We start from the raw sequence: 20,061 nt of genomic DNA on the forward strand, positions 1-20,061 counted from the left end.
AACCATGCTTTACAAACGCTTTGGCTTCGATTAAGCTTTTACCGGGGATATGTACTGACAGGGCAGGGCAAGACAAACTTGCTCGCATGAGGAGGGAAAGACGATGTTGAACAAAGCACTGCTGATCGGGGATGTCATGCATGAGTGGGCGGGGACGCGCCGGCTGTTGGCAAGTTTGCCGGACGAGCATCTCGGTTGGAGACCGCACGCAAAGTCGCACACGCTCGGGGAATTGGCGACACACGTCGTCAACCTATTGAATTGGCAGTTGGGCATTCTTCGCGATCCGGGTATCGACCTGGCTATCACGTCTACTCGAAGATCGGCGTTAACGAGCCGCCAGGCTCTGCTGGACGAATTCGACACAAACATCCGGGAGCTCGAGCGGACGCTGGACGCCATCGACGAAGCGGCGTTGGCTTCGGATTGGACCCTTCGTCGCGGCGATACGGTCATGGCCGTTCAGCCGAAGGCGATCGCGTTCCGTACGATGGGCATGAGCCACATGGTCCACCACCGCGCGCAGCTCGGCGTCTATTTGCGTCTGCTCGACCAGCCGGTCCCGGGCGTTTACGGCCCGACCGCCGACGAACTCGGCAAGTAGCGAACTGCAAACCGAGGCCCGTCGGACTTGTCCGACGGGATTATCCATATTTATCCAGCCTATTCTCAAATCTTCTTCAAGAGCGATCCGAGCCTGTCCAAATTTTGTTCATTCCCCTCTTCGCAAATGGGTTTGAGCTTGTCGTAATCTTCCTTCGATGCAAGTTTCTGCCGGAAAGTAACTTCTGTCCCGCCTTGGGTGTCCTCGAACGTAGCAGTCACGATAAAGGGATGTCCGGTCTCGTGCCGCAGCACTATACGTTCAGGCCCGATTTCTTGAAATACGTTTCGGTGCGGATAGTCCGTTCCGTCCGGACCATGCATCGTATATTCCCAGACACCTTCAGGCCTTAAATCGAACGAGTTGAACGTATTCGTGAAACCGTGAGGTCCCCACCACTGGGCAAGCAGTTCCGGTTCCGTCCAAGCGCGGTAGACCAAATTCCGAGGAGCATCCAGCTTGCGGCGGGATATGAGTTCGAAAGTTTCCGCATTACTTTCCCCAAGCGATTTCCCTAGAAGGTCCAGCAATTGTTGTGTCCCCTGCTCAAGTTGTTCCGGCGTATCATGGCCGTCGAAAAACGCTCCCTGCTCTGTAAACACCAGTTTAGTGCCATCGCCTGTGGGGGTCAATTCAACGGTTGCGATGGAAACCGAAATCCGGAGTTCCCCTTGGTCCAGACTGTACGTATACACCAGTCGTTCATTGGGCACGATTTCCTGGTAATAAGCGTCAAAGGTAAAGACCGGCCCGCCCGCAGGCCCGCCTTGAGTGAACTCCCGCCCTCCTACGCGGAAGTCGAATACCTCCGCAGCCGGATACCAGCGTGCTTTGGCGTTCCGGTCCGACCATGCCGCAAATACGCGTTCGGGTGCGGCTCGGTAAATGCGTTCAATGCTAAATGTAGCATGAGTCGTAAAGCGCTGTTTCATAAGACGAATCCTCCCAATTCAATTTTTGTTTAAAAAATCGCCAAGCTGGTCGCAAAGGTGATCCCAGAAAATAAATTCGTCAACGGAAGGCGGTCGGCATAACCCACTCCTTTCTTTGTCGCTAGCTGATTACCGGTGTCTTCAGTATAAAACGTGACGTTACGTAAGGTGCAACAAGTAATTCATACTTTTGTTTCCTTAATCAGCGTCAGGCGATTTCTCGATGTCTATGTGCTCCAACCGATAACTTCCACCCAGCTTATTGTCCTGCTGGAAATATAACGTGTTCCCGGCAAAATAAAGGCTCGTCGTCCGCGCCATAGCGATCTCCTCGAGGCCGGACCCGTCCACCCGGATCCTCTCGATCGTTGCAGCCCCTTGGATGCCGAACAAACCTCTTGCCAAGTAAATCCACCCGTCTCGATAACTCAGCGCTGTAATGACTTTATCGGCCTTGTATAGAGGAATGACGACGGAGCCGTCAAGGCTCATCTTGCCAAGCTGATTGTCTTGTGCAAAATAAATCCATCCGTCGACGACCGTCATCCGCAACACATCATCCTGCAGCCTTGTCTGTCCGGAGCCATCAAGATTCATGACGTACAAATGTTTTGCAGCCCCTTCTTCCAGAAGATAATAAATTTTGTCACCATGCAGCGCCATGTAATAATTGATTTTGCCGCCGACGAGCAGCTCGTCTCCCGTACCGTCGATGTTCATTTTGCGGATGCCGTCGGGCCGATGATCGCCTCCGGTTGCGCCTTCCGGGTCCTGAAACGATCGATGAACATAATAGATGGAATTGTCCTTTACCCGTATCGTACTTACGGCATCCGGTGCGTTAACGATCCGGCTGCGCTGCGTTCCGTCCGTTTTGATTTTGTAAATGCCGCCTTCCGAACCGGCCGCAACGTAGTAAAGCCACTCCCCGACGATATTGATCGATACGGCATTATCGTCCGCGAGCTTGATTTCTTCACCCCCGTTTTTATTGAATTTAATGAGCTTGTTGCGATCCTCATTCGCATAAATCCAATCGCCCTGAACGGCAACAAGGCCGCCATTCGTTATATTGAAAAAGTCGGTTTGTTCCGCCTGCCTATCGGTTTGTTCTTCACACGATTCGATGCTCAGCCCGCGAGCTGCATCCCAGCTCGTCTTCCAGCCGAACTCATCGTGTATGAATCGCCACGTCATCGGAAAATACGTGACGCTGCGGAAAAGCAGGACCGGATACGTTTCTTTCGCGTTATCGATCGATTTTCCGTTCACCTGGACGGAAAATGGTGTCAATTCCGCTGCTTGGACGGTATCGTCCGCGTTCGTCTGCGGTACCAAATCCTGTTCAGGCGATGCACACGCGCCTTTTTTCTGCAGCGATAACCCTTCCGCCGAATCCCAAGAAACCGCCAAACCAAGCGCCGACGTATTTTTCCAAGTCATCGGGAAGTACGTGACGTCTTTGTAAAGAATCGGGGGATATTCGCTGTGTTTCACATCCATGTAAGTCCCGTTGACGACAACGGGAAACGCAGGGAAACTGACCTGCACGGTATTCGCCTGCGCATCCAGCACTTGATCTGCACGGCTTAAACCGATCAGCAGCACTCCCAACATCGCAATTGTTTTCATCCGCATACCCGGACATCACCTCCATCATTTAGACGAAGCGAAAACATGAAAGTTATGGCAAACAAAGCTAAAATCGGATCGGCGCTGCCGGTATCCAGCCGGCCAGATGCGCTCCTCCCTCCGGATGGTTACCCGCGGCAAGATCGCCTCCGTGCCGCCGAATGATTTTTTGCGATATCGTGAGCCCCAGTCCGCTGCCTCCGGTCGAACGATTCCTGGATATTTCCCCCCGGTATAAAGGCTCAAAAACCCGCTCCAGCTCTTCCGCCGAGAAACCCGGCCCCGTATCGCGAATCGTAAACTTGACTTGATCGTTCTCTAAATAACATTGAACGGCAATTTCTCCATTGGAGGGGGTATGTCTGACGGCATTATCCAAAAGGTTGTTGATGGAACGCTCCAATAAATGCACGTCACCGCTGATGAAGCAGCCGTCTGCAGCATGGCATACGATCGAGATGTGCTTTTGCCGGGCTTGCGGACTCAGGCTGTCCATCGACTGCTGGAGTATGTGTTTGAAATCAATACTCTTGTAGTGAAGTTTCATTTCCAAATATTCCATCTTGGTAAATGTGAAAAGGTCCTCTACAAGCCGGTCCAATTGCGCCGATTTTTCCTTGCAAACCGCCAAATATTTGGTTATTTTCTCCGGAGATTGGGCTATGCCTTGCTCCAGGCCGTCCAAATAACCTCGCAGGGCGAAGAGCGGGGTCCGCAAATCATGCGCAACGGCGGCGATCACGAATCGGCGTTCTTCTTCCAATTTCGCTTGTTTCCGAAAAGATTCCCGAAGCCCCTTCACCATCACGTCGAAGCCGTCGCGTACTTCGGAGATTTCGGTGATCCTGGACAAAGGCAGCTTCGCATCCCAGTCCCCCTCGGCGACTTGTCTGGCGGCTGAACTCATTTTTTCGAGAGGGTTAAGGAGGAACCTTCGCATTGCAGCACCGATAATAAACAAAGCCAGAAATAGTCCGGCAAACATCGAAATCACTTGAACCTTATATGACTTCGGCAGGTAAAGGACGACCTTTCCGAGTAACTGACCGTCCACTATGACGGAGAACCGTTCGGTTGACGACGAAGCGCCAAGGCGCTCCGGGTTAGTCCGAAAAATCTCCTGATCCGACGCAGATAAAATAGCCGCCTCCATCTTCACTTGCCGCAATTGGGTACGCAATTGATCTTGCCATATCGGATCGCTCCATTTGTCCGTGCCGGCTTCGATCAGGCGAACGATGCCTATCAACTGTTTTTGCTGAATCTCGTCTTGCGGTCCGCTTTTGTCCAAGTTGAACGTTTTTGTCTCCATGAAGTGTGCTGTGATAAAGAAGATCCAAGGCATCTGTAGTATGAAGAAGAAACTCAGCAATAAAAAACTGCGCAGGCGAATCGTTTTCATGTTTACCCTCCCTCGAAGCGATACCCTACTCCCCATACGTTGACCAGGTACTTCGGATCGTTCGGATCGGATTCGATTTTTTCGCGAAGCCGGCCGAGATGCACCCGGATCGTATGCTTATCGCCCACCCCGTCCCAAAATTTTGCAAGCAGCTGTTCATATGAAAAAACATGTCTGGGGTGTTCGGCAAACAATCGCAGCAGCTCGTACTCTCTCGGCGTGAGATCTACATTTTTCCCATCCACTAATACTTCTCTTGCGGACAGGTTCAGCTTGATGCGGCCCAAATCCAGGATCCTTTCATCCGATTGCAGCCGAGAAGACGAACGCCTCAATACCGCTTTTACTCTGGCTACGATCTCGCCGGGCGAAGCGGACTTGACGATATAATCATCGCCGCCAAGCGTCAGCCCTCGAATCTTGTCCACATCGTCGCTGCGTGCGCTGAGGAAAAGGATGGGGACGTTACTCTCCGCCCGAATCCGGCGGCATAACTCAAAGCCGTTTTGTCCCGGCATCATAACGTCAAGAATGATGCAATGAACGGTATTCCGCTCAAACACGGCCCACGCCCCTGCGGTATCGGAAGCGGTCATCACATGAAAATTTTCATACTCCAAAAAATCTCTCAACAGTTCGACGATACTTGGGTCATCGTCGACAACCAGTATCGTGTTTACTTTGCTCATGAATATCCCACCTCTGAATTCCAGTTTATCATTTTTTCCGCAAGAACCTAACGGGACCGCCCGATTTGTGATGAATTGTTTATTGTTTTGTGACTTTTTTGCAGCTTCGTTTGAGATATTCGTTTGTTAAAATGGTGCTTGCGAAGACGGATATGAGGAGGTTTTATCGATGCTGACGGTTCAAATCGTGCTTTTTGACGGCTTTGACCTTCTGGATGCCATTGCGCCTTACGAGGTGTTTAGCGCCGCCGCACTGTATGCCGAAAACGCGATAAGCGTGGAACTCGTCACCGCCGAAGGGCCGAGGTCCGTGCCCAGCGGCATAGGCGGGTTAAAGATTGAAGCAAGCGGCAGGTTGACTCCGGAACGTGCGGGTATCATTCTCGTACCCGGCGCAGGGGGGGAAGTCGACGGTGATGGGCCGAATTCGATCCCGGCTATTCTGGGGCGGGCGATGAATACGGAATTGACCGGTATGATGGGGCGGGCTCTCATGCAAAAGGACGTCGCAGTTGCCGCGGTATGCGGCGGCTCCCTGCTGCTCGCCATGGGGGGTCTCCTGGAAGGCAGACCCACGGTAACCCATCATTTGGGCATGGATCTGCTTGGAGCAACCGGGGCCATTCCCATTACGGCACGCGTAGTGGACGACGGCAACCTGGTTTCCGGCGGCGGCGTAACTTCGGGACTCGATGTAGCGCTGTATTTGGTGGAACGCGAGCTGGGACCGCGCATCGCACATGCGGTAGAGCAGTTGTTCGAATTTGAACGGAGGGGGACGGTTTGGAGAGAAACGGGAAGGGCGCCGGGCGGTCAACAAACAAGGACGGGCGGCGAACCGAACATCGAGGCGGACAAAGCGCCATTCACTTATGGCAGTCCGGGTAACAAAATCACTCAAACGTCCGTATTCGACGGGGATTGGGATACGACAATCGCCACGCCGGTTGGGAAACTGCAGGTCAAGCTCTCCATCTCCACAAGTAATGGAATGATCCAAGGCAAAGCAACTCAAGGGAGTGAGACGGTAGAGCTCTTGAACCCCGTACTGCAGGACAATAAGCTTGCCTGGTCGCTGCAGATCACGAAACCGATGCGCTTAAATTTGAAATTCGAGGTCGCCGCGGATGGAGATCACATGACCGGAATCGCCAAAGCCGGCATGCTGCCGGCATCGAAATTAACAGGCAAGCGGGTGTCCTGACCCGAAATTGCGTATAGGCACTACATATGGAGCCGCGGGGGTGGGAGCACATGAAGAAGCGGAACACATTATATGTACTTTTAGCTTGCGTCAATATTTTATTTATCCTTTACGCTTTGGCGGTCAACTATATAATCGATCCCGGAGCCGAGGCCTTTTTGAGCCATAAAACCGATCTTAAGCGCGAGCTTCATCTACCGGTCTGGTTAACCGTTATGCGCGTTCACGTTGCGTTTGCCTGCATCGCCATGGCGGCGGGGCTGCTCAACTTTTCCAAGCGACTTTTTGAAAAAAGCCGCAAGTTCCATCGCATCAACGGCTACGTGTATATCGTATCCGTACTTGTTGTCGTACTGACTTCCGGATACATGGCGCCATACGCCACCGGTGGAAAAATAAGCAGCATGGGATTCAATATGCTGAATATTATTTGGCTGCTTATCACCGTTACGGCGCTCGCACAAATCAAAAAGAAACGGACCCTCCGGCACCGGAACTGGATGATCCGAAGTTACGCCTTTTGTTTTACGAACATGCTGATTCATCTCATCACCTCGCTTTTTCAGCAGGGATTCGGCGTCAATTACGTTACCGGCTATACCATTGGCGTTTACGGCTCCATTGTGCTGCTGCTGGTCATTCCCGACATTATCATCAGAACGATCGGCCAATCCGGAGATACTCGGGTTACTCCATAAACGAAAGGAAAGGGTTAAGGATGAAAAAAATGTTTGGATTGCTCATGTCGCTTGTGCTCGTTTTAAGTCTGGCTGCCCCTGCGGCAAGTGCGGAAACAACGGACAATCCTGCTGCATCAGAGAACAAAAATGTACATGTTCAAATCGTATTATTCGATGGGTTCGATCTGCTGGACGCATTGGCGCCATATGAAACATTCGCCGCCGCTGGATTGTATTCGGAAGGGGCGCTTACGGTCGAGTTGGTATCGGCAGAAGGCAAACGTTCCGTCCCAAGCGGACTGAACGGCCCTTCTCTCGAAGCTCAGGCCGCACTGGATCCCAATCGTCCGGGAATTATTTTGGTGCCCGGAGCTTCCGGCAAGCCTGCGGGAAATTCGGAAGACGCCATCCCGAACATATTATGGAAAGCCAAGGAAACAGCTTTGCCGGATTTGATAAAACAAGCGATGGACAATAAGGAAATCACTGTGGCAACCGTATGCGGGGGTTCCTTGCTGCTTGCGATGGACGGTTTGCTCAAGGATAGGCATGCGGTTACCAACCATATCGGCATGGCTGCGCTAAAAGCTGCCGGCGCCATTCCGGTTGATGCCAGAGTCGTTGTAGACGGTCCTCGCCTCGTAACCGGAGGAGGCGTAACTTCAGGGCTTGACGTAGCCTTTTATTTGGTTGAGCGCGAGCTGGGGCCGCAAATCGCGCATGCCGTGGAAAAGTTGTTCGAGTACGAACGAAGAGGAACAGTTTGGCGGGCGGAAGGCGCTGCGCCGATCGACTTTAAGCCGAATCCGCAAGCATCCGAAGAAAAGCAACCGGCCGCCGGATCTGCAAGATCCGCTGAATAGCCAGGAATCGAACAAGCCCATCCTTCCATACGGGGATGGGCTTTCGAAGCTTTTTCGGCATAGTCCCGACAGTTATTGTCCCCGCAGATCATTGACTTTCACACTAATGTCAACCTTTATAATAAGGCCGAACCCATAACGAAAGGAGACTTTTCTTTGGAGAAAAATGAAGCAGGAGAAGGTTTTGTTAAGACTGGGGATGACATGTTGAGTGAGGATCATATGCCGGTGTCGGTCATAGGACTTGGTCCGATGGGACAGGCATTGGCCGGAGCGTTCCTCCGGGCGGGGCATCCGACAACATTATGGAACCGATCGGCACATAAAGCCGAAGCTCTCGTCGGGAACGGAGCGGTTCTGATGAGTACTATCGCTCAGGCAGTCGCGGCCAGCCCGGTGATCGTCGTCTGTGTATCGGACTATAACGTTGTAAGAGCGATCCTCGATCCCTCGAAAAAGGAGGTGAGCGGACGAATTTTGGTAAACCTGACAACCGGTTCTCCTTCTCAATCCCGCCAGATGGCCGCTTGGGCTTCCCGGAATGGAATCGAATATATCGACGGGGTGATTATGACCCCGCCGACCGCCATCGGAACTTCGGCATCCGCCATCTTGTACAGCGGGCCGGAACCTGTTTTTATGGCTGTACAACCAACCTTGCAAAGTTTGGGCGGTGCTGCTACTTATCTGGGAGCGGATCCCGGCCGGGCTGCAGCACATGATGTCGCCTTGTTGGATTTCTTCTGGTCGTCCCTGGGCGGCTACTTACATGCTCTCGCTCTTGCCGGCGCCGAAAATATTGCTGCCCAGGATTTTGCCGTTTTTGCCCGGGTTATGGTAGAGACCTTGCCGGAACTCATCAGCGAAATAGCGGATCATGTGGACAAAAGGCAATATCCGGGCGACATGTCCAATATTGCCTCGGCCGTCGCAAGCATAGAACATATTATCGATACAGCTGAAAGCCATCATATCGACGTCAGCGTTCTTAAGGCCGTAAAGGCCACGGCCCAGCGTGCCATCGACAAGGGCTATGGAACTGATGCCGTCTCGCGCATAACCGAGCTGCTGAGGGATCCGACAGCTTAGCATATGATGAACCCCGGTTCTAAGGACCGGGGTTCACTTTATTTTGCTCGAGGCTGTCTCATCATTTCCACCATTTGCACAATGTGATCGTCCAATCGGCGCTTTACATCTTCCAATGTACGGATTTGTTTTGCGAGTTGATCCGCCTTACTTAGATAGGTGTGAAGCACTTCATCACAAAACTCGTATACTTCCGGACCGGTATCTTCACATTTCAATACTTCCTCAATTTGCTCGGTGGTCAGCCCCAAACCTAGATAAAATTGAATGGTTCTGATACGTTCGACAGCAGATTCATCGAATTGCCGATAATCGTTTTCTAGACGGATAGCAGAAATCAGTTGTTTCTTCTCATAGTGTCTAATGGACCGGGTACTTGCGCCGGTTCTTTTGGACAATTCGCTTATTTTCAAGAAAATGTCCTCCTTTTCTGTGCAAACAAGATAGAATAGCGATGTCCACATTCTACCGGTCTTTGCAGGATCAGGCAATGATACACGAGCAATAAACTAAGCCAAAATCCGGCCGCGTCATTAATCCTTCGTCCTTGGGAGACTCTGCCGCTCGCAAGCGGGTCATTTCGACGCCGACCGGTACTCGGTCGGCGTCATGTTATATTTTTTGCGGAACACCTGCGTGAAATGGCGAATGTCGTCGTAGCCGACCAGCTTTGCGACGTCGGCCACCCGCAGGTCCCTGCTCATCAGCAGCTCCTTGGCCCGCTCCATGCGCAATTGGATGACGTAGTCCTTGTAGCCGGTCCCGGTTTTTTGCTTGAACAGCTGGCTGAAGTAGATCGGATTCAGGTACACGATGGAGGCGACTTTTTCCAGCGACAAATTGTCGTGAAAATGCGTTCGAATATATTGCAGAGCGATCTGAATCGTCTCATCCCCCTTGCTTGCCGGCACGTGGGGCTCCATAACGGCGACTCCGGAGGACAGCAGCTTCGGAATCTCGTCCGGAATCGCATAAAAGTCGGTCAGCTCGCGGCTGACGACCATCCGATAAGGATCCCGCAAGCAACGGTCGAGATGGGTCCTCGCCCCCTTCTCCACGGCAAAAATATCGGCGCCGTCCCGCAGCGTCGCAACGCCTATCAGGCGGTTCGCCTCGAGACTGACGACAAACCCGCTGCCATTCATTTCGATCCACTCCGACAGCACGTTTTCCACGACAAAATTTTTTAAAGACATGTCCTGTTTCGTCTCCAGCTCGATGCAAAACAAATGAAACCGCAAGTGCTTTTCCGCCAGCCGGGACAAGTCGAAGCTGCCGATGTCAAGCCCCTGAATCCAGCGGCGGAAGACAGCCTCCCGCAAGTAACTCAGGTTCAGCTTCAGCCAATCCTTCTGCGACAGCTGGCGCATATCGTCCTGCCACTCGCGCTCCAGCATGGCGACGACGTCGATCAGCCGCTCCTTGCCGACCGGCTTCACCACGTAATCTCTGGCGCCCAGCCGAAGCGCCTCCTGCGCATACGAAAATTTGGAATGGGCCGAAACGATGACGACCTTCGTTCCCCGCCGGGATTCGCGAAGCGAAGCGAGCAGCTCCAGCCCGTTCATCCCCGGCATCATAATGTCCAGCAGCAGGATGTGGATGCGTTCGTTCAGCAGCAGGGAGACCGCCTCCTGGCTGGACGCGACGGTGGCGACATGCATATGGGGAAACGCGCCGGCAAGCGTCCGTTTGATCCCTTCGCGGATCGATCTTTCATCATCGACGACAAGAACGTTCATGACGCTTCATCTCCTCGCATGGAATAGGCACCGCTTACGACCGGAGCCCTTTTCGGCAAACGGATCGTGACGGTTGTCCCGCGGTCCGGCTCGCTGTCGATATGCAGGCCGTACAGGCGGCCGAACTTCAATACAAGCCTCCGGTGCACGTTCGTCAGCCCGATCCCGGCCTTCTCCGTTCCCCGTGGATGGAACGGCTCCGGTACCCGGTGGCTCCGCTCCTCCTCTTCGAAATGCTGCATCTCCAGCTGCGTCACCTTGTCCAGGACCGTTTGCAGCTCCTGCAGCTTGGGGGCGGGAATGCCGATGCCGTTATCCCGGATGCGGATGCTCATATCCTGCTCGCCGATCTCCATGTCGACGCAAATGATCCCCGGCTTCTCCTGCTTGGAAAGGCCGTGAATGACGGCGTTTTCGATCAGCGGCTGAAGCGTCATTTTCGGAATCGGAAAATGCAGCCATTCGTCCGGGATGTCGATGCGGATTTCCGAGAAATTGCCGGAGCGGGCTTCGATGATGTGAAGGTAGTTGTGCGTTTGGTCCAGCTCCTCGCGCAAGGTTACGTCGGAATGCTCCCATTCGCTGCTGTAGCGGAACATTTTCGAAAGAGCCAAAACGATATTCCCCAATCTCTCGTTGTTGCTCTCGTCCAGCTCCCAATAAATCATGTCGAGCGTATTGTATAAAAAATGCGGGTTCACCTGGGATTGCAGCGCGTAAATCTGGGCGTTCTTCTCGCTGGCGGTGGCGATGCGCATCCGTTCCACCAGCTTTCGGACCCTGGCGACCATCGAGTTGAAGTTCGCGGCCAAATAGTTCATCTCCTCGAAGGAGCGGATCTCCAGCAGCGCATGCAAATTCCCCCGCTCCACCGCTCTCATTTCCCGGACGAGCCGGACGATCGGCGCCGAAATCGACCTGGACATCACCGTCGCCAGCACTACGGCCGCAGCCAGGAGCAGGATGATCACGACGAGAAAAAAACGGTTCGCTTCCTCCAGTTGAACCTGAAAGCCCGCTTTCGGAATCACGCTGACCACAGTCCATTTGAACAGCTGTTCATCCGCGGCAACGATCAGGTTCGCCCCGTCCGCCGAGCTGGCGATGCGGGCCGCCCCTTTCGTTTGCAGCAAACGGTCGATGTCCGCTGCCTGCGTTTCGGCCTTTCCCGTTTCCGCCAAAATGAGCCCGCCGGAGTCCATGATGTAGGATCTGCTTTGCGGACCTATGCGAAGATTGTCCAATGCCGATACAATCGGCCGGGGATTCGCTTCGATCAATAGCACCCCAAGCGGCTTGCGCGAATATAAATCATAAATGATCCTTCCGAACGAAAACACCGGATCGTCCTTCACGGTTAAGGTCGGCTGCTTCATGCCGAACCAGATCATTTCCCCTTGGGAGCGGCGGATCGCTTCGTACCATGGGCTTTGCAAAAAGGGACGGTACACCGGTGTCGACATGTCGTAGCTGTAAATTTTTCCGGAATTCGTAATGATATGAAGACCGGCCAAATCGTTTCGGCTGTTAAAAACGGATTCCAGCACATTCACGACCGTCCGTTCGTTAATGAGCTGCAGCGCCGGCGTCGTCTCCCCCTCCGCCAGCACCCGCTGCACGTCCGAGCTCGCGGTGATCGACTTCGACATGCTGTTGTAGCTCTGGGCCAGCAGACTGAACGTGTCGCCTGCCTGCAGCACGTTTTTCTCGGAAATTTCCGTCATTCTGGCGTTCATTTGCTTGGTGCTGTACGTATAAAAAATGCCGGTCAGCAAAAACAGCAGAAACAGCGTCGGAACCAGAAACCAAACGAACAGCCGCACGCTGATCGAGTTCCAGCGGAATGTTTTCATCGGCGCGCCTCCTTCGTGCTTGCCTCCCAGGAAAGCTGGTGCTCAATCGCCACGTCGAGGGGGCGCGCCGGCTGCACGAACAAATTTTGCAGCCTGTCCAGATGCGTTTGGGTGACAGCCGGAACGATCACGTTATCGAAATTCATGTCTCCCCCTTTAATGTCCTTGAACATCCCGATCATTTCGGTTTGCAGCACGGAATATCCGGCCGCCTGAAAGTCGCCGTCCACCTTCTGGCTGAGACCGACGGCGGAATTCATCGCAACCGCCACCTTCGGGTAATTCGTCATGAAATATTTCAGAAAATCTTTGCATTCCTTTATATGTTTACTGCCCGCCGAAATCGTATATGCCGTTCCGGGGGCGATCATGAAATCGTTCAAATCGCCCTTCCCGTCCACGGTCGGAAATTTGAAAAAACCGATATTGTCCTTGATCGGCGAAACTTCGATTTTCGGCACCTCCCAGGTGCCCGTGTAATACATGGCGGCTTGACCGTTGCGGAACAGCGCCGAAGCGGTCGTGGAATCGGTCGATACGGCCCCTTCCTGAAAGGCGTTCGCCCGGATCAACTCCTCCAGCTTCGCAATCGCCTCAACGAAAACGGGATCGTCGAACCTCCGCTTGCGGTCGATGACATCCTGCAAAAAACCCGGGCCTCCGTTCAGCCGCTGAACGATAGCCATAAACAAAAACGAGGTCGGCCAGCGGTCCTTCGCGCCGATGACCATAGGAGTAATTCCCTGACCCCTGAACTGTTCGACCGCCTCAAGCAAACCTTCGAATGTGCCGGGCGGCGTTAAACCCGCCTGAGCGAACAATTCTTTATTGTAAAACACACCGGCGATGTTCAGATTATATGGAAGCGCATACAATTTTCCGTCAAACGTATAATAGTTCAGTACGCCGCTTTGGAACGTCGCTTTCAGCTTTTCATCCAACATGTCGTTCAGCGGAGCCAGCATGCCGCCGTCGACATAAGGCTTCATCTGCGCTCCGGGATTGACCATCGTAATATCGGCCATTTCGCCGAAGGCGGCCTGCGTTTTCAGTTTGCTTTTCTGCTGCTCGGTATTTAACCGGTCGAATTCGATTTTGACGCGGGGATGGCTCGCCATGTAGTCGTTCACGAGTTTTTCTTCTATTTTATAGGCGGGAGTCGATTTGTCCGACTGAAGCGTTTGGAGGGTGATCGTTGTTTTGTTCTGCTCGGAGACGCGGATTTCCCCGCTCTCCGGACCACCCGAAGGAACGGCAAAATTATTGCTGCAGGCAGCAATCGCGCATAGAGGCATCGTTAGAAGCAAGGCCAAGCATTTGGTGTTCCCCATGATTGGAATCCCCCCGTTTATTCAGCCTGATTTCATTCTATGTTTATGCTCGCAGCCCGGTATAGTAGAAAAATTCAAGAAATTAGGTTTGTTTTTTTAGGAAATAAAATGAAATGCCCCCTAATTACCCACCGGGGACCCTAATCTTCCGAAGCCGTCCTTGCTCCGCAGAGCCTTAAGTGCTTGTGGAGTGCTGTCAGGTTTGCCCGGGGGGGATGAACGAAACCGTCATACGCGTTTTCTCTTCATTATTTAAATTCTCCGTGTGTCCCTTGTCCTCCTTCTGCAAAGAGCTCGGTTCGGAGTTCACAGGCGCATGCGAGCACCGTCGACTAAAAGCAAACAAACCGACCCGGATCGGGATCGGTTTGTTTATGTTACATGGAGTCAGGAGGGCGAGCCTCCCCTTCCCGCCGCCGGCGCTGCGCCCCCGAACGAGTCTTCGCTCAAATCCTCGCCGGGTTTTACGCCTCCGTTTCAACGGTCAATTGTCCGTCCTCACCCGGAAGCAGCATTTCCAGCATGCCGTCCTCCTGCCCGCACGGGCTGATTTCCCGGCCGTTCCATTTTGCCCGGTAACGGTATCCCGGCGCCATGCAGACAAGCGCCGCATGCATCCGGTCCGCCCGGTCGCAGTACCGAAGATCGGCCGTTAATGCGGTGCAGTCTTCGCTGAACTTCGCCCGTTCCGCCCAAACGTCGAAGCCGCAGGTCAGTGTCCCCGGCCGATGGTAAGCGGCGAACCAGCCAAGCACAGGCGCAGACAAACCGCCGAAATGATGCCACCCGGCCCCTCTCCCCGACTGCACGATAAAATGCTCGTAGCAGTTGTACGTCGCTTCCGTCTCCGCCTGCCACAAATCGAGAGCCGTCCGGGCGATCCGGCGGGCGGCTTCAATTTCGCCGAGCCCGAGCAGCGCTTTCCAGAAAAACCATTGGTGCGGCATCCAGACGGCGCCGTTCCAATACCCATCCGCGCGGTAATAGGCCGCGCTTTGGTCGACGGTGGACAGCCCGATGCGGCTCCACAGCCGCGAAGGATCCTGGATACGGCCGACCATGCGCCGCTCCTGATCCGCCGTTGCGATGCCCGCTACGAGCGGGTAAATGCCGTCGAGCCCCATGTTGTAATTTTGCCCGCTTTCGTGGCGGAGCAGCCCGGCCGGCTGTCCGGCTTCGTCGTGCAGCACGTAGCCGAAGTAGCCCGCTTCCTCATCCCAGGCGTGCCGCTGCACCGACTCGGCGAATGCCGCGATGTCCCGTTCATACTCGCCGATGTGGTCGTCCAGCCCGCCGATGGCGGCGGCGGCCATTTTGAGAATTTTCGCAATGCGCACGGCATGGCACGTATTGGACACGGGTGCGGCTGTCTCCGTTAATTTTTCACGGTGCACGTGAACCTGAGGCGGGTAGTCGTCCCAGCCGCCGGAGTTGTAAAAGTAATCCCACGTTTTCAAGAGGCCCGACTTCAGCGTGCTTGTCGTCGAGCCGGCCGATTTGCCGGCGTAAAACAAATAATACTCGCGCAGCCGCGGGTAAAAGTAGGCGAGCAGCTCCTGCGACTGCGTCTTGTTCCACAGCTCGAGGAACAGATAATGCTGCACCGGCACCATGCTGCCGTGATGGATGAACGCGGCGTGCGGATCGCCGGGTTCGGTCACATAAGCGTTCAGGCACTCGACGGCTCGCTGCGTATCCAGCTCGGAGAGGCCAAGGCCGATGAAGCCGGAATCCCATGTGTACAGGCAGTCCCACCAGCGCCCCGGCGTATTGTGCCGGATGTAGCTGCGCTTCGTATATACCGGATACACGACGTTGGTGAGCAGCGTCGCCGCCATCAACCGCTGGCTGAGCGCATACCGCTTCCCGCCTTCGTTGGCCGTACGGTCGACCCGAGCGGCTCCTGTCTCCGCCTCCTGAAAAGCCGCCGCATAGCGATCACCCGCACCGTTCCAGGCGGCGAGCCTCCGCAACACCTCGTCCCTGCTCCCTGCGCATACCATGCCGTAAACGGTCCGCGAGCTTTGCGGGGCGAGCGGGATCGGGCGGAGAAACACGTTCGTGAAATGGCCGTCGCCTCCGCTCTCATCCTTAAACACCGAGTGTACATGATGATGCACCGTATGCCGCATGAACCGGTCCAGCTCGCTGCAGTGGAACTCGCGGATCTCAAAATCGGCAAACTGCCAAAGCAAGCCGTATACATGGTCAACGCCTTCGTATTGCAAAAGCAGGCTGTTTGCGGCAGGCCCCGTTTCAATGCGCGGGCGCAGACAGCGCGAGTCGGGTACGAAAGCAACCTGTCCGCACTGCCGCTCTTCGGCGATCGCAAAGCCGTCCAGCTCCAGGCGGGCCGAGCCTCCGGCGGAGACGAGCGACACCGTGTGTTCGCCCGGCTCCAGCCGGCCCAAAGGCACCGCCGCGAGCTCGGCGTCGCCGCCGCCTTCCAGCCGCAGCTCGCCCGCGAAGCCGCCCGCGATTTCGAGCGCGAAGGCGGCGGACTCGCCCTGCGGCAGCCGGTAGCGGAGCAGCAGCACCGCCTGCTCCAGCGTCCGCACCGCGTGGACGCGGTACACGGCGCGATCGCCCGGATCCCGCCCGAAGCCCGCGCCGACCGCGGAGCCGCCCACAAACCGCTGCGCCCGAACCTCCGCGCGGTAAAAGCCGTCGTAAACGAGACGGTCGCTCGGTCTCGGCACGGCGAAGGCCAGCTCCGCGTAATCGAGCGCGTCCACCCATACCGCGCCCTCCGGCAGGCGGACGCCGACCGTCTGCAGCGCCTCGCCGTGCGGACGCACCTGCGGCAAATGCAGCGAAGCCATAAAATGCAAAACCGCGTTTTGCTCCATATCGGTGCGGTTCGCCAGCTTGCAGCGAATAAGCCGCACATTTTCGCCGGCACCGGCAGTGGTACCGGTACCGGGAGCGGCATAAGCGATGTCGGCATATACGCGGTCCTTCCATTCCAGCTCATGCCGATGAGCAAAGTAGGCGAGATCCGGCGACGCTTCCCACGGATGATAGCCGGATTCCCACATCACATTCGGCACATCCACCTTTCTCCGGTAAAATCCCGGAAATACGCTCAGATCGAAGCGAATGCCCCGCTCCGCGTCCGCGATGTGCGAAATGCCCATATATGTTTTCGTGTACGGCCCCCACAGGGGAAGTCCAATCAAGTCATGCGTGCCTGCCAAATGCTCCGAATTCACCACCATCGCAAATCTCCTCCGTTTCTATCGATAGGCCAAGCCGATATGGTCAAACGAAAGGCCCGGCCGCCTGACTGACTCCGGCCAGGCCCTCCCGGGCTTATGATTATCCGCTTATTTATGCGTGCTCTTGTACCATTCCGTCGCTTCCTTGATCACCTGGTCGCCGCCGCGTTTTTTCCAGTCGAGGACAAACTTGTCGAACGAGTCGACCGGCTCCTTGCCGGTGACGATTTTCGCCGCCGTTTCCAGCCACAAGCCGTCGCGGCCCAGCTCCGGACGCGCCTGCAGCGTCGGCAAAGACGGCATGCCGAGCCCGTCGTTTTTGCGGCCTTCCTTGCTCGCGATATCCATCGCTTTCAGCACGAGATCGCCGGACGGGCGGTTTTTCATAAACTCGGTATCGGTCAAATGAAGCGGGCCGACCATACGCAGCCAGGTCAAATGCATTTCCTCGCGGTAAATATCTTCCTGCTTCACCGGATACTTGTAGTTGATTTTGCCGTTTTCCACCGTGTAATCTTCACCCTCGATGCCGTAGGTCAAAAACTTCTGCGCTTCGTCGCTGTAAAACCAGTCGAGGAACTTGATCGCGTTTTCCGGATTTTTTGTCGTTTTCGGGATGACCCATATGTTGCCGCCGACCGTCGAGCCGATGCTGAATCCGCCCTTGCCGTCAGGACCGGTCGGAGCCGGAATGATGTCGACTACACCCGTCGGAGTGCCCGTCTTCACCTCGGCCGACCATTTGTCGGCCAGTCGCGGAGCATGGGTCCACAGGCCGACGATGCCCTTCGCTTTGATTTTGGCGTCCCAATCCTTCGCCACCTGCACGAACACTTCGTTGTCGAGCAGCTTTTCCTCGTACAATTTGCGGTAGGTGGCCAGCGCCGTTTTCATTTGCGGCCGGATCATATTCGGCACGAGCTCGCCGTTTTCGAACTTCCAATCGACCGGAATCGCATCGTACGCCCCGAAAAACGCCTCGGTAAAGGCGAGTTTTTCCCTTCCCGAATACGGAATTTCATCATTTTTGCCGTTGCCGTTCGGGTCTTTGTCGCGGAATGCGCGCAGCATATCGATATATTCGTCGATCGTTTTCGGCGCCTTCATGCCCAGCTTGTCGAGCCAATCCTTGCGCACCATCATCACGTTGCCGTTGGGAGTGGCGTTGACGTTCGGGATGCCGTAAATTTTGCCGTTTTTGCTGACCGAGGCGAACTCCCACGCCTCCTTGGAAATGTTCTTTTTCAGATTCGGCCCGTATTTGTCGATCAGGTCGTTCAGCGGAATGATCGCCCCGGTGTCGACCGCAGGCGCCACTTCGGGTTTGTTGATGCCGTGCGTTTGCAGCAAATCGGGCAGCTCGCCGCCGGCGAACAGCAGCGTCAGCTTCTGGTCGAACTCGCGGTGCGGGATCAGATCGAGCGTGAAGTCCGTCTTCGACAGCTCCCGCAGCTTTTTCGTATATTTATCCTCGTTGATATTGGGCGACCCCTCGATGTACTGCAGCCCTTCCGTGCCGATCCCTATCTTCAGCTTGACCGGCTTGCTGTCGCTGCCGCCTCCCGCGGAGCCGGGTGAAGCGCCCTTGCCATTGTCCGAAGCGCAGCCCGCAAGCGACCCTGCCGCCACCGTTACCGCCATTGCCGTCGTCATCCATCTTTTGTTCATTTGACCTTCTCCTTTTTTATTATTATTTTTATAGCGTTTTCAAAAAAGGTTCTTGCTCTTCGTCTTTAAAAGTCCGGTGAAAATAGCGGAGTGGGACGGAATCGTTCCGGAGAAGCGCAAGCGGTCGCCTTTGTGAGCGGATTTCAACCGCCGGATGGCGTTATAATCAAGAAATCCGCGAACAAGAGCGATCGAAGGAATGAGCCGGTACACGGAGCGGAACTTTTTTCACCAGTCTTTTGCCGAGCCGACGAACAAACCTTTTTCAAAAACGCTCACCCCTTCACCGATCCGAGCATAGCGCCCTTAATAAAATGCTTCTGGACCAGCGGGTAAACAAACAGGATGGGCAGCGTCGCCACGATGATCGTGGCCATCTTGATCGCCTCGGCCGACTGCAGCGTCAGGCTGACGCTTTGCGTAAGCGCCTCGGTATCGCTGTCGACGAGAAGCTGACGCAGCTTGACCTGCAGCGGGAACAATCCGGGGTTGCGGATGTACATGATCGCGCTGAAGTACCCGTTCCAATGCCCCACCGCGTAAAACAGCCCGATCGTGCTGAGCGACGGCAGCGACAGCGGAAGCACGACGCTCCACCAGGTGCGGTATTCTCCCGCTCCGTCGATTTTGGCCGCCTCCACAAGCCCCTCGGGGATTTCCCGGAAAAAGGAAACCATTATGATCAGGTTAAACGCGCTGATCATGCCCGGTATGATAAGCGCCCACAGCGTGTTCAGCAGGCCGAGCGCCTTGACGAGCAAGTAGCCGGGAATGATCGGCACCTGGAAAATCATCGTGAACACCGCCAGCAGCAAAATCGCCGAGCGGCCCTTCAGCTCCGGCCTCGATAACGCATACGCCGTCAGCGCGGTAAAAAACAAGTTGATGCACGTACCGCCCGCCGTCAGCAGCACCGTAACGCCGAACGATTTCCAGATCGCGGCGTTCTTCAGCACGGCCGCATAGTTGATCAGCGTAAAATCGACCGGAACGATGCTGACTCTCCCCTGCGAAAGCGCCGTCCCTCCGCTGAAGGAGCCGGCCACGATATGCAGAAACGGCAGCAGCATGGCGAGGCTTGTCAGCGTCAAGACGATATAGTTGAGCGTAAGAAACGTTTGCCGCGATGCGGTTGTTTTGATCATGATGCCTTC

Annotated in this window: 16 protein-coding genes; 5 read left to right on the forward strand and 11 right to left on the reverse strand. The window is 55.0% G+C overall.

What is annotated here, in order from left to right; all coding sequences use genetic code 11:
* Window positions 1–103: 103 nt before the first annotated feature.
* On the forward strand, window positions 104–604 hold the full coding sequence (locus MYS68_RS20220) for a DinB family protein (protein ID WP_420852142.1): 501 nt from the start codon (window positions 104–106) through the stop codon (window positions 602–604).
* A gap of 65 nt (window positions 605–669) precedes the next feature.
* Here the strand turns inward: MYS68_RS20220 and MYS68_RS38880 are convergent, their stop codons facing one another.
* The 4 genes from MYS68_RS38880 to MYS68_RS20245 form a co-directional block, all read right to left on the reverse strand.
* On the reverse strand, window positions 670–1,536 hold the full coding sequence (locus MYS68_RS38880) for an SRPBCC family protein (RefSeq protein WP_338043591.1): 867 nt from the start codon (window positions 1,534–1,536) through the stop codon (window positions 670–672).
* A 198-nt stretch (window positions 1,537–1,734) separates the two neighbouring features.
* Window positions 1,735–3,174 (reverse strand): DUF5050 domain-containing protein, encoded by a 1,440-nt coding sequence (locus MYS68_RS20235; RefSeq protein ID WP_248927583.1) that lies wholly within the window; start codon window positions 3,172–3,174, stop codon window positions 1,735–1,737.
* 61 nt (window positions 3,175–3,235) lie between these two features.
* Complete coding sequence (locus MYS68_RS20240; RefSeq protein WP_248927584.1) at window positions 3,236–4,570, reverse strand: sensor histidine kinase; 1,335 nt, start codon at window positions 4,568–4,570, stop codon at window positions 3,236–3,238.
* A gap of 2 nt (window positions 4,571–4,572) precedes the next feature.
* The gene (locus tag MYS68_RS20245) at window positions 4,573–5,259 is read right to left on the reverse strand and encodes a response regulator transcription factor (protein WP_248927585.1); all 687 of its coding nucleotides are present in this window, start codon (window positions 5,257–5,259) and stop codon (window positions 4,573–4,575) included.
* Between the two features lie 169 nt (window positions 5,260–5,428).
* Here MYS68_RS20245 and MYS68_RS20250 point away from each other — a divergent pair, with 169 nt between their 5' ends.
* From MYS68_RS20250 to MYS68_RS20265, 4 genes are all read left to right on the forward strand, one after another.
* Window positions 5,429–6,463, forward strand: coding sequence for a DJ-1/PfpI family protein (locus MYS68_RS20250; RefSeq protein WP_248927586.1), 1,035 nt, complete (start codon window positions 5,429–5,431; stop codon window positions 6,461–6,463).
* A gap of 50 nt (window positions 6,464–6,513) precedes the next feature.
* Window positions 6,514–7,161 carry a DUF2306 domain-containing protein gene (locus MYS68_RS20255; RefSeq protein ID WP_248927587.1) on the forward strand — a complete coding sequence of 216 codons (648 nt, stop codon included), beginning with the start codon at window positions 6,514–6,516 and terminating at the stop codon, window positions 7,159–7,161.
* A 20-nt stretch (window positions 7,162–7,181) separates the two neighbouring features.
* Window positions 7,182–8,006 carry a DJ-1/PfpI family protein gene (locus MYS68_RS20260; RefSeq protein WP_248927588.1) on the forward strand — a complete coding sequence of 275 codons (825 nt, stop codon included), beginning with the start codon at window positions 7,182–7,184 and terminating at the stop codon, window positions 8,004–8,006.
* 156 nt (window positions 8,007–8,162) lie between these two features.
* On the forward strand, window positions 8,163–9,095 hold the full coding sequence (locus MYS68_RS20265) for an NAD(P)-dependent oxidoreductase (RefSeq protein ID WP_248927589.1): 933 nt from the start codon (window positions 8,163–8,165) through the stop codon (window positions 9,093–9,095).
* A 38-nt stretch (window positions 9,096–9,133) separates the two neighbouring features.
* Here MYS68_RS20265 and MYS68_RS20270 read toward each other — a convergent pair whose 3' ends face one another.
* The 7 genes from MYS68_RS20270 to MYS68_RS20300 form a co-directional block, all read right to left on the reverse strand.
* A complete protein-coding gene (locus MYS68_RS20270) occupies window positions 9,134–9,508 on the reverse strand; it encodes a MerR family transcriptional regulator (RefSeq protein WP_248927590.1) in 375 nt (124 codons plus the stop codon).
* Between the two features lie 162 nt (window positions 9,509–9,670).
* Window positions 9,671–10,837 carry a response regulator gene (locus tag MYS68_RS20275; RefSeq protein ID WP_248927591.1) on the reverse strand — a complete coding sequence of 389 codons (1,167 nt, stop codon included), beginning with the start codon at window positions 10,835–10,837 and terminating at the stop codon, window positions 9,671–9,673.
* Window positions 10,834–12,690 carry a sensor histidine kinase gene (locus tag MYS68_RS20280; RefSeq protein WP_248927592.1) on the reverse strand — a complete coding sequence of 619 codons (1,857 nt, stop codon included), beginning with the start codon at window positions 12,688–12,690 and terminating at the stop codon, window positions 10,834–10,836. The genes MYS68_RS20275 and MYS68_RS20280 overlap by 4 nt, the downstream gene beginning before the upstream one ends.
* Complete coding sequence (locus tag MYS68_RS20285; RefSeq protein WP_248927593.1) at window positions 12,687–14,021, reverse strand: extracellular solute-binding protein; 1,335 nt, start codon at window positions 14,019–14,021, stop codon at window positions 12,687–12,689. Before MYS68_RS20285 ends, MYS68_RS20280 begins: the two co-directional genes overlap by 4 nt.
* A gap of 464 nt (window positions 14,022–14,485) precedes the next feature.
* Complete coding sequence (locus MYS68_RS20290) at window positions 14,486–17,239, reverse strand: MGH1-like glycoside hydrolase domain-containing protein (RefSeq protein WP_248927594.1); 2,754 nt, start codon at window positions 17,237–17,239, stop codon at window positions 14,486–14,488.
* Between the two features lie 108 nt (window positions 17,240–17,347).
* Window positions 17,348–18,907 (reverse strand): extracellular solute-binding protein, encoded by a 1,560-nt coding sequence (locus MYS68_RS20295; RefSeq protein ID WP_248927595.1) that lies wholly within the window; start codon window positions 18,905–18,907, stop codon window positions 17,348–17,350.
* A 275-nt stretch (window positions 18,908–19,182) separates the two neighbouring features.
* On the reverse strand, window positions 19,183–20,052 hold the full coding sequence (locus MYS68_RS20300; protein ID WP_248927596.1) for a carbohydrate ABC transporter permease: 870 nt from the start codon (window positions 20,050–20,052) through the stop codon (window positions 19,183–19,185).
* Window positions 20,053–20,061: the final 9 nt, after the last annotated feature.

It is taken from the genome of Paenibacillus hamazuiensis (genome assembly GCF_023276405.1).
Lineage (GTDB): Bacteria > Bacillota > Bacilli > Paenibacillales > NBRC-103111 > Paenibacillus_AF > Paenibacillus_AF hamazuiensis.

What these genes read in the sequence shown, in the direction of transcription:
- MYS68_RS20220 (WP_420852142.1), top strand. Translation starts at nt 104, where the DNA reads ATGTTGAACAAAGCACTGCTGATCGGGGATGTCATGCATGAGTGGGCG.
- MYS68_RS38880 (WP_338043591.1), bottom strand. Translation starts at nt 1,536, where the DNA reads ATGAAACAGCGCTTTACGACTCATGCTACATTTAGCATTGAACGCATT.
- MYS68_RS20235 (WP_248927583.1), bottom strand. Translation starts at nt 3,174, where the DNA reads ATGCGGATGAAAACAATTGCGATGTTGGGAGTGCTGCTGATCGGTTTA.
- MYS68_RS20240 (WP_248927584.1), bottom strand. Translation starts at nt 4,570, where the DNA reads ATGAAAACGATTCGCCTGCGCAGTTTTTTATTGCTGAGTTTCTTCTTC.
- MYS68_RS20245 (WP_248927585.1), bottom strand. Translation starts at nt 5,259, where the DNA reads ATGAGCAAAGTAAACACGATACTGGTTGTCGACGATGACCCAAGTATC.
- MYS68_RS20250 (WP_248927586.1), top strand. Translation starts at nt 5,429, where the DNA reads ATGCTGACGGTTCAAATCGTGCTTTTTGACGGCTTTGACCTTCTGGAT.
- MYS68_RS20255 (WP_248927587.1), top strand. Translation starts at nt 6,514, where the DNA reads ATGAAGAAGCGGAACACATTATATGTACTTTTAGCTTGCGTCAATATT.
- MYS68_RS20260 (WP_248927588.1), top strand. Translation starts at nt 7,182, where the DNA reads ATGAAAAAAATGTTTGGATTGCTCATGTCGCTTGTGCTCGTTTTAAGT.
- MYS68_RS20275 (WP_248927591.1), bottom strand. Translation starts at nt 10,837, where the DNA reads ATGAACGTTCTTGTCGTCGATGATGAAAGATCGATCCGCGAAGGGATC.
- MYS68_RS20280 (WP_248927592.1), bottom strand. Translation starts at nt 12,690, where the DNA reads ATGAAAACATTCCGCTGGAACTCGATCAGCGTGCGGCTGTTCGTTTGG.
- MYS68_RS20285 (WP_248927593.1), bottom strand. Translation starts at nt 14,021, where the DNA reads ATGGGGAACACCAAATGCTTGGCCTTGCTTCTAACGATGCCTCTATGC.
- MYS68_RS20290 (WP_248927594.1), bottom strand. Translation starts at nt 17,239, where the DNA reads ATGGTGGTGAATTCGGAGCATTTGGCAGGCACGCATGACTTGATTGGA.
- MYS68_RS20295 (WP_248927595.1), bottom strand. Translation starts at nt 18,907, where the DNA reads ATGAACAAAAGATGGATGACGACGGCAATGGCGGTAACGGTGGCGGCA.
- MYS68_RS20300 (WP_248927596.1), bottom strand. Translation starts at nt 20,052, where the DNA reads ATGATCAAAACAACCGCATCGCGGCAAACGTTTCTTACGCTCAACTAT.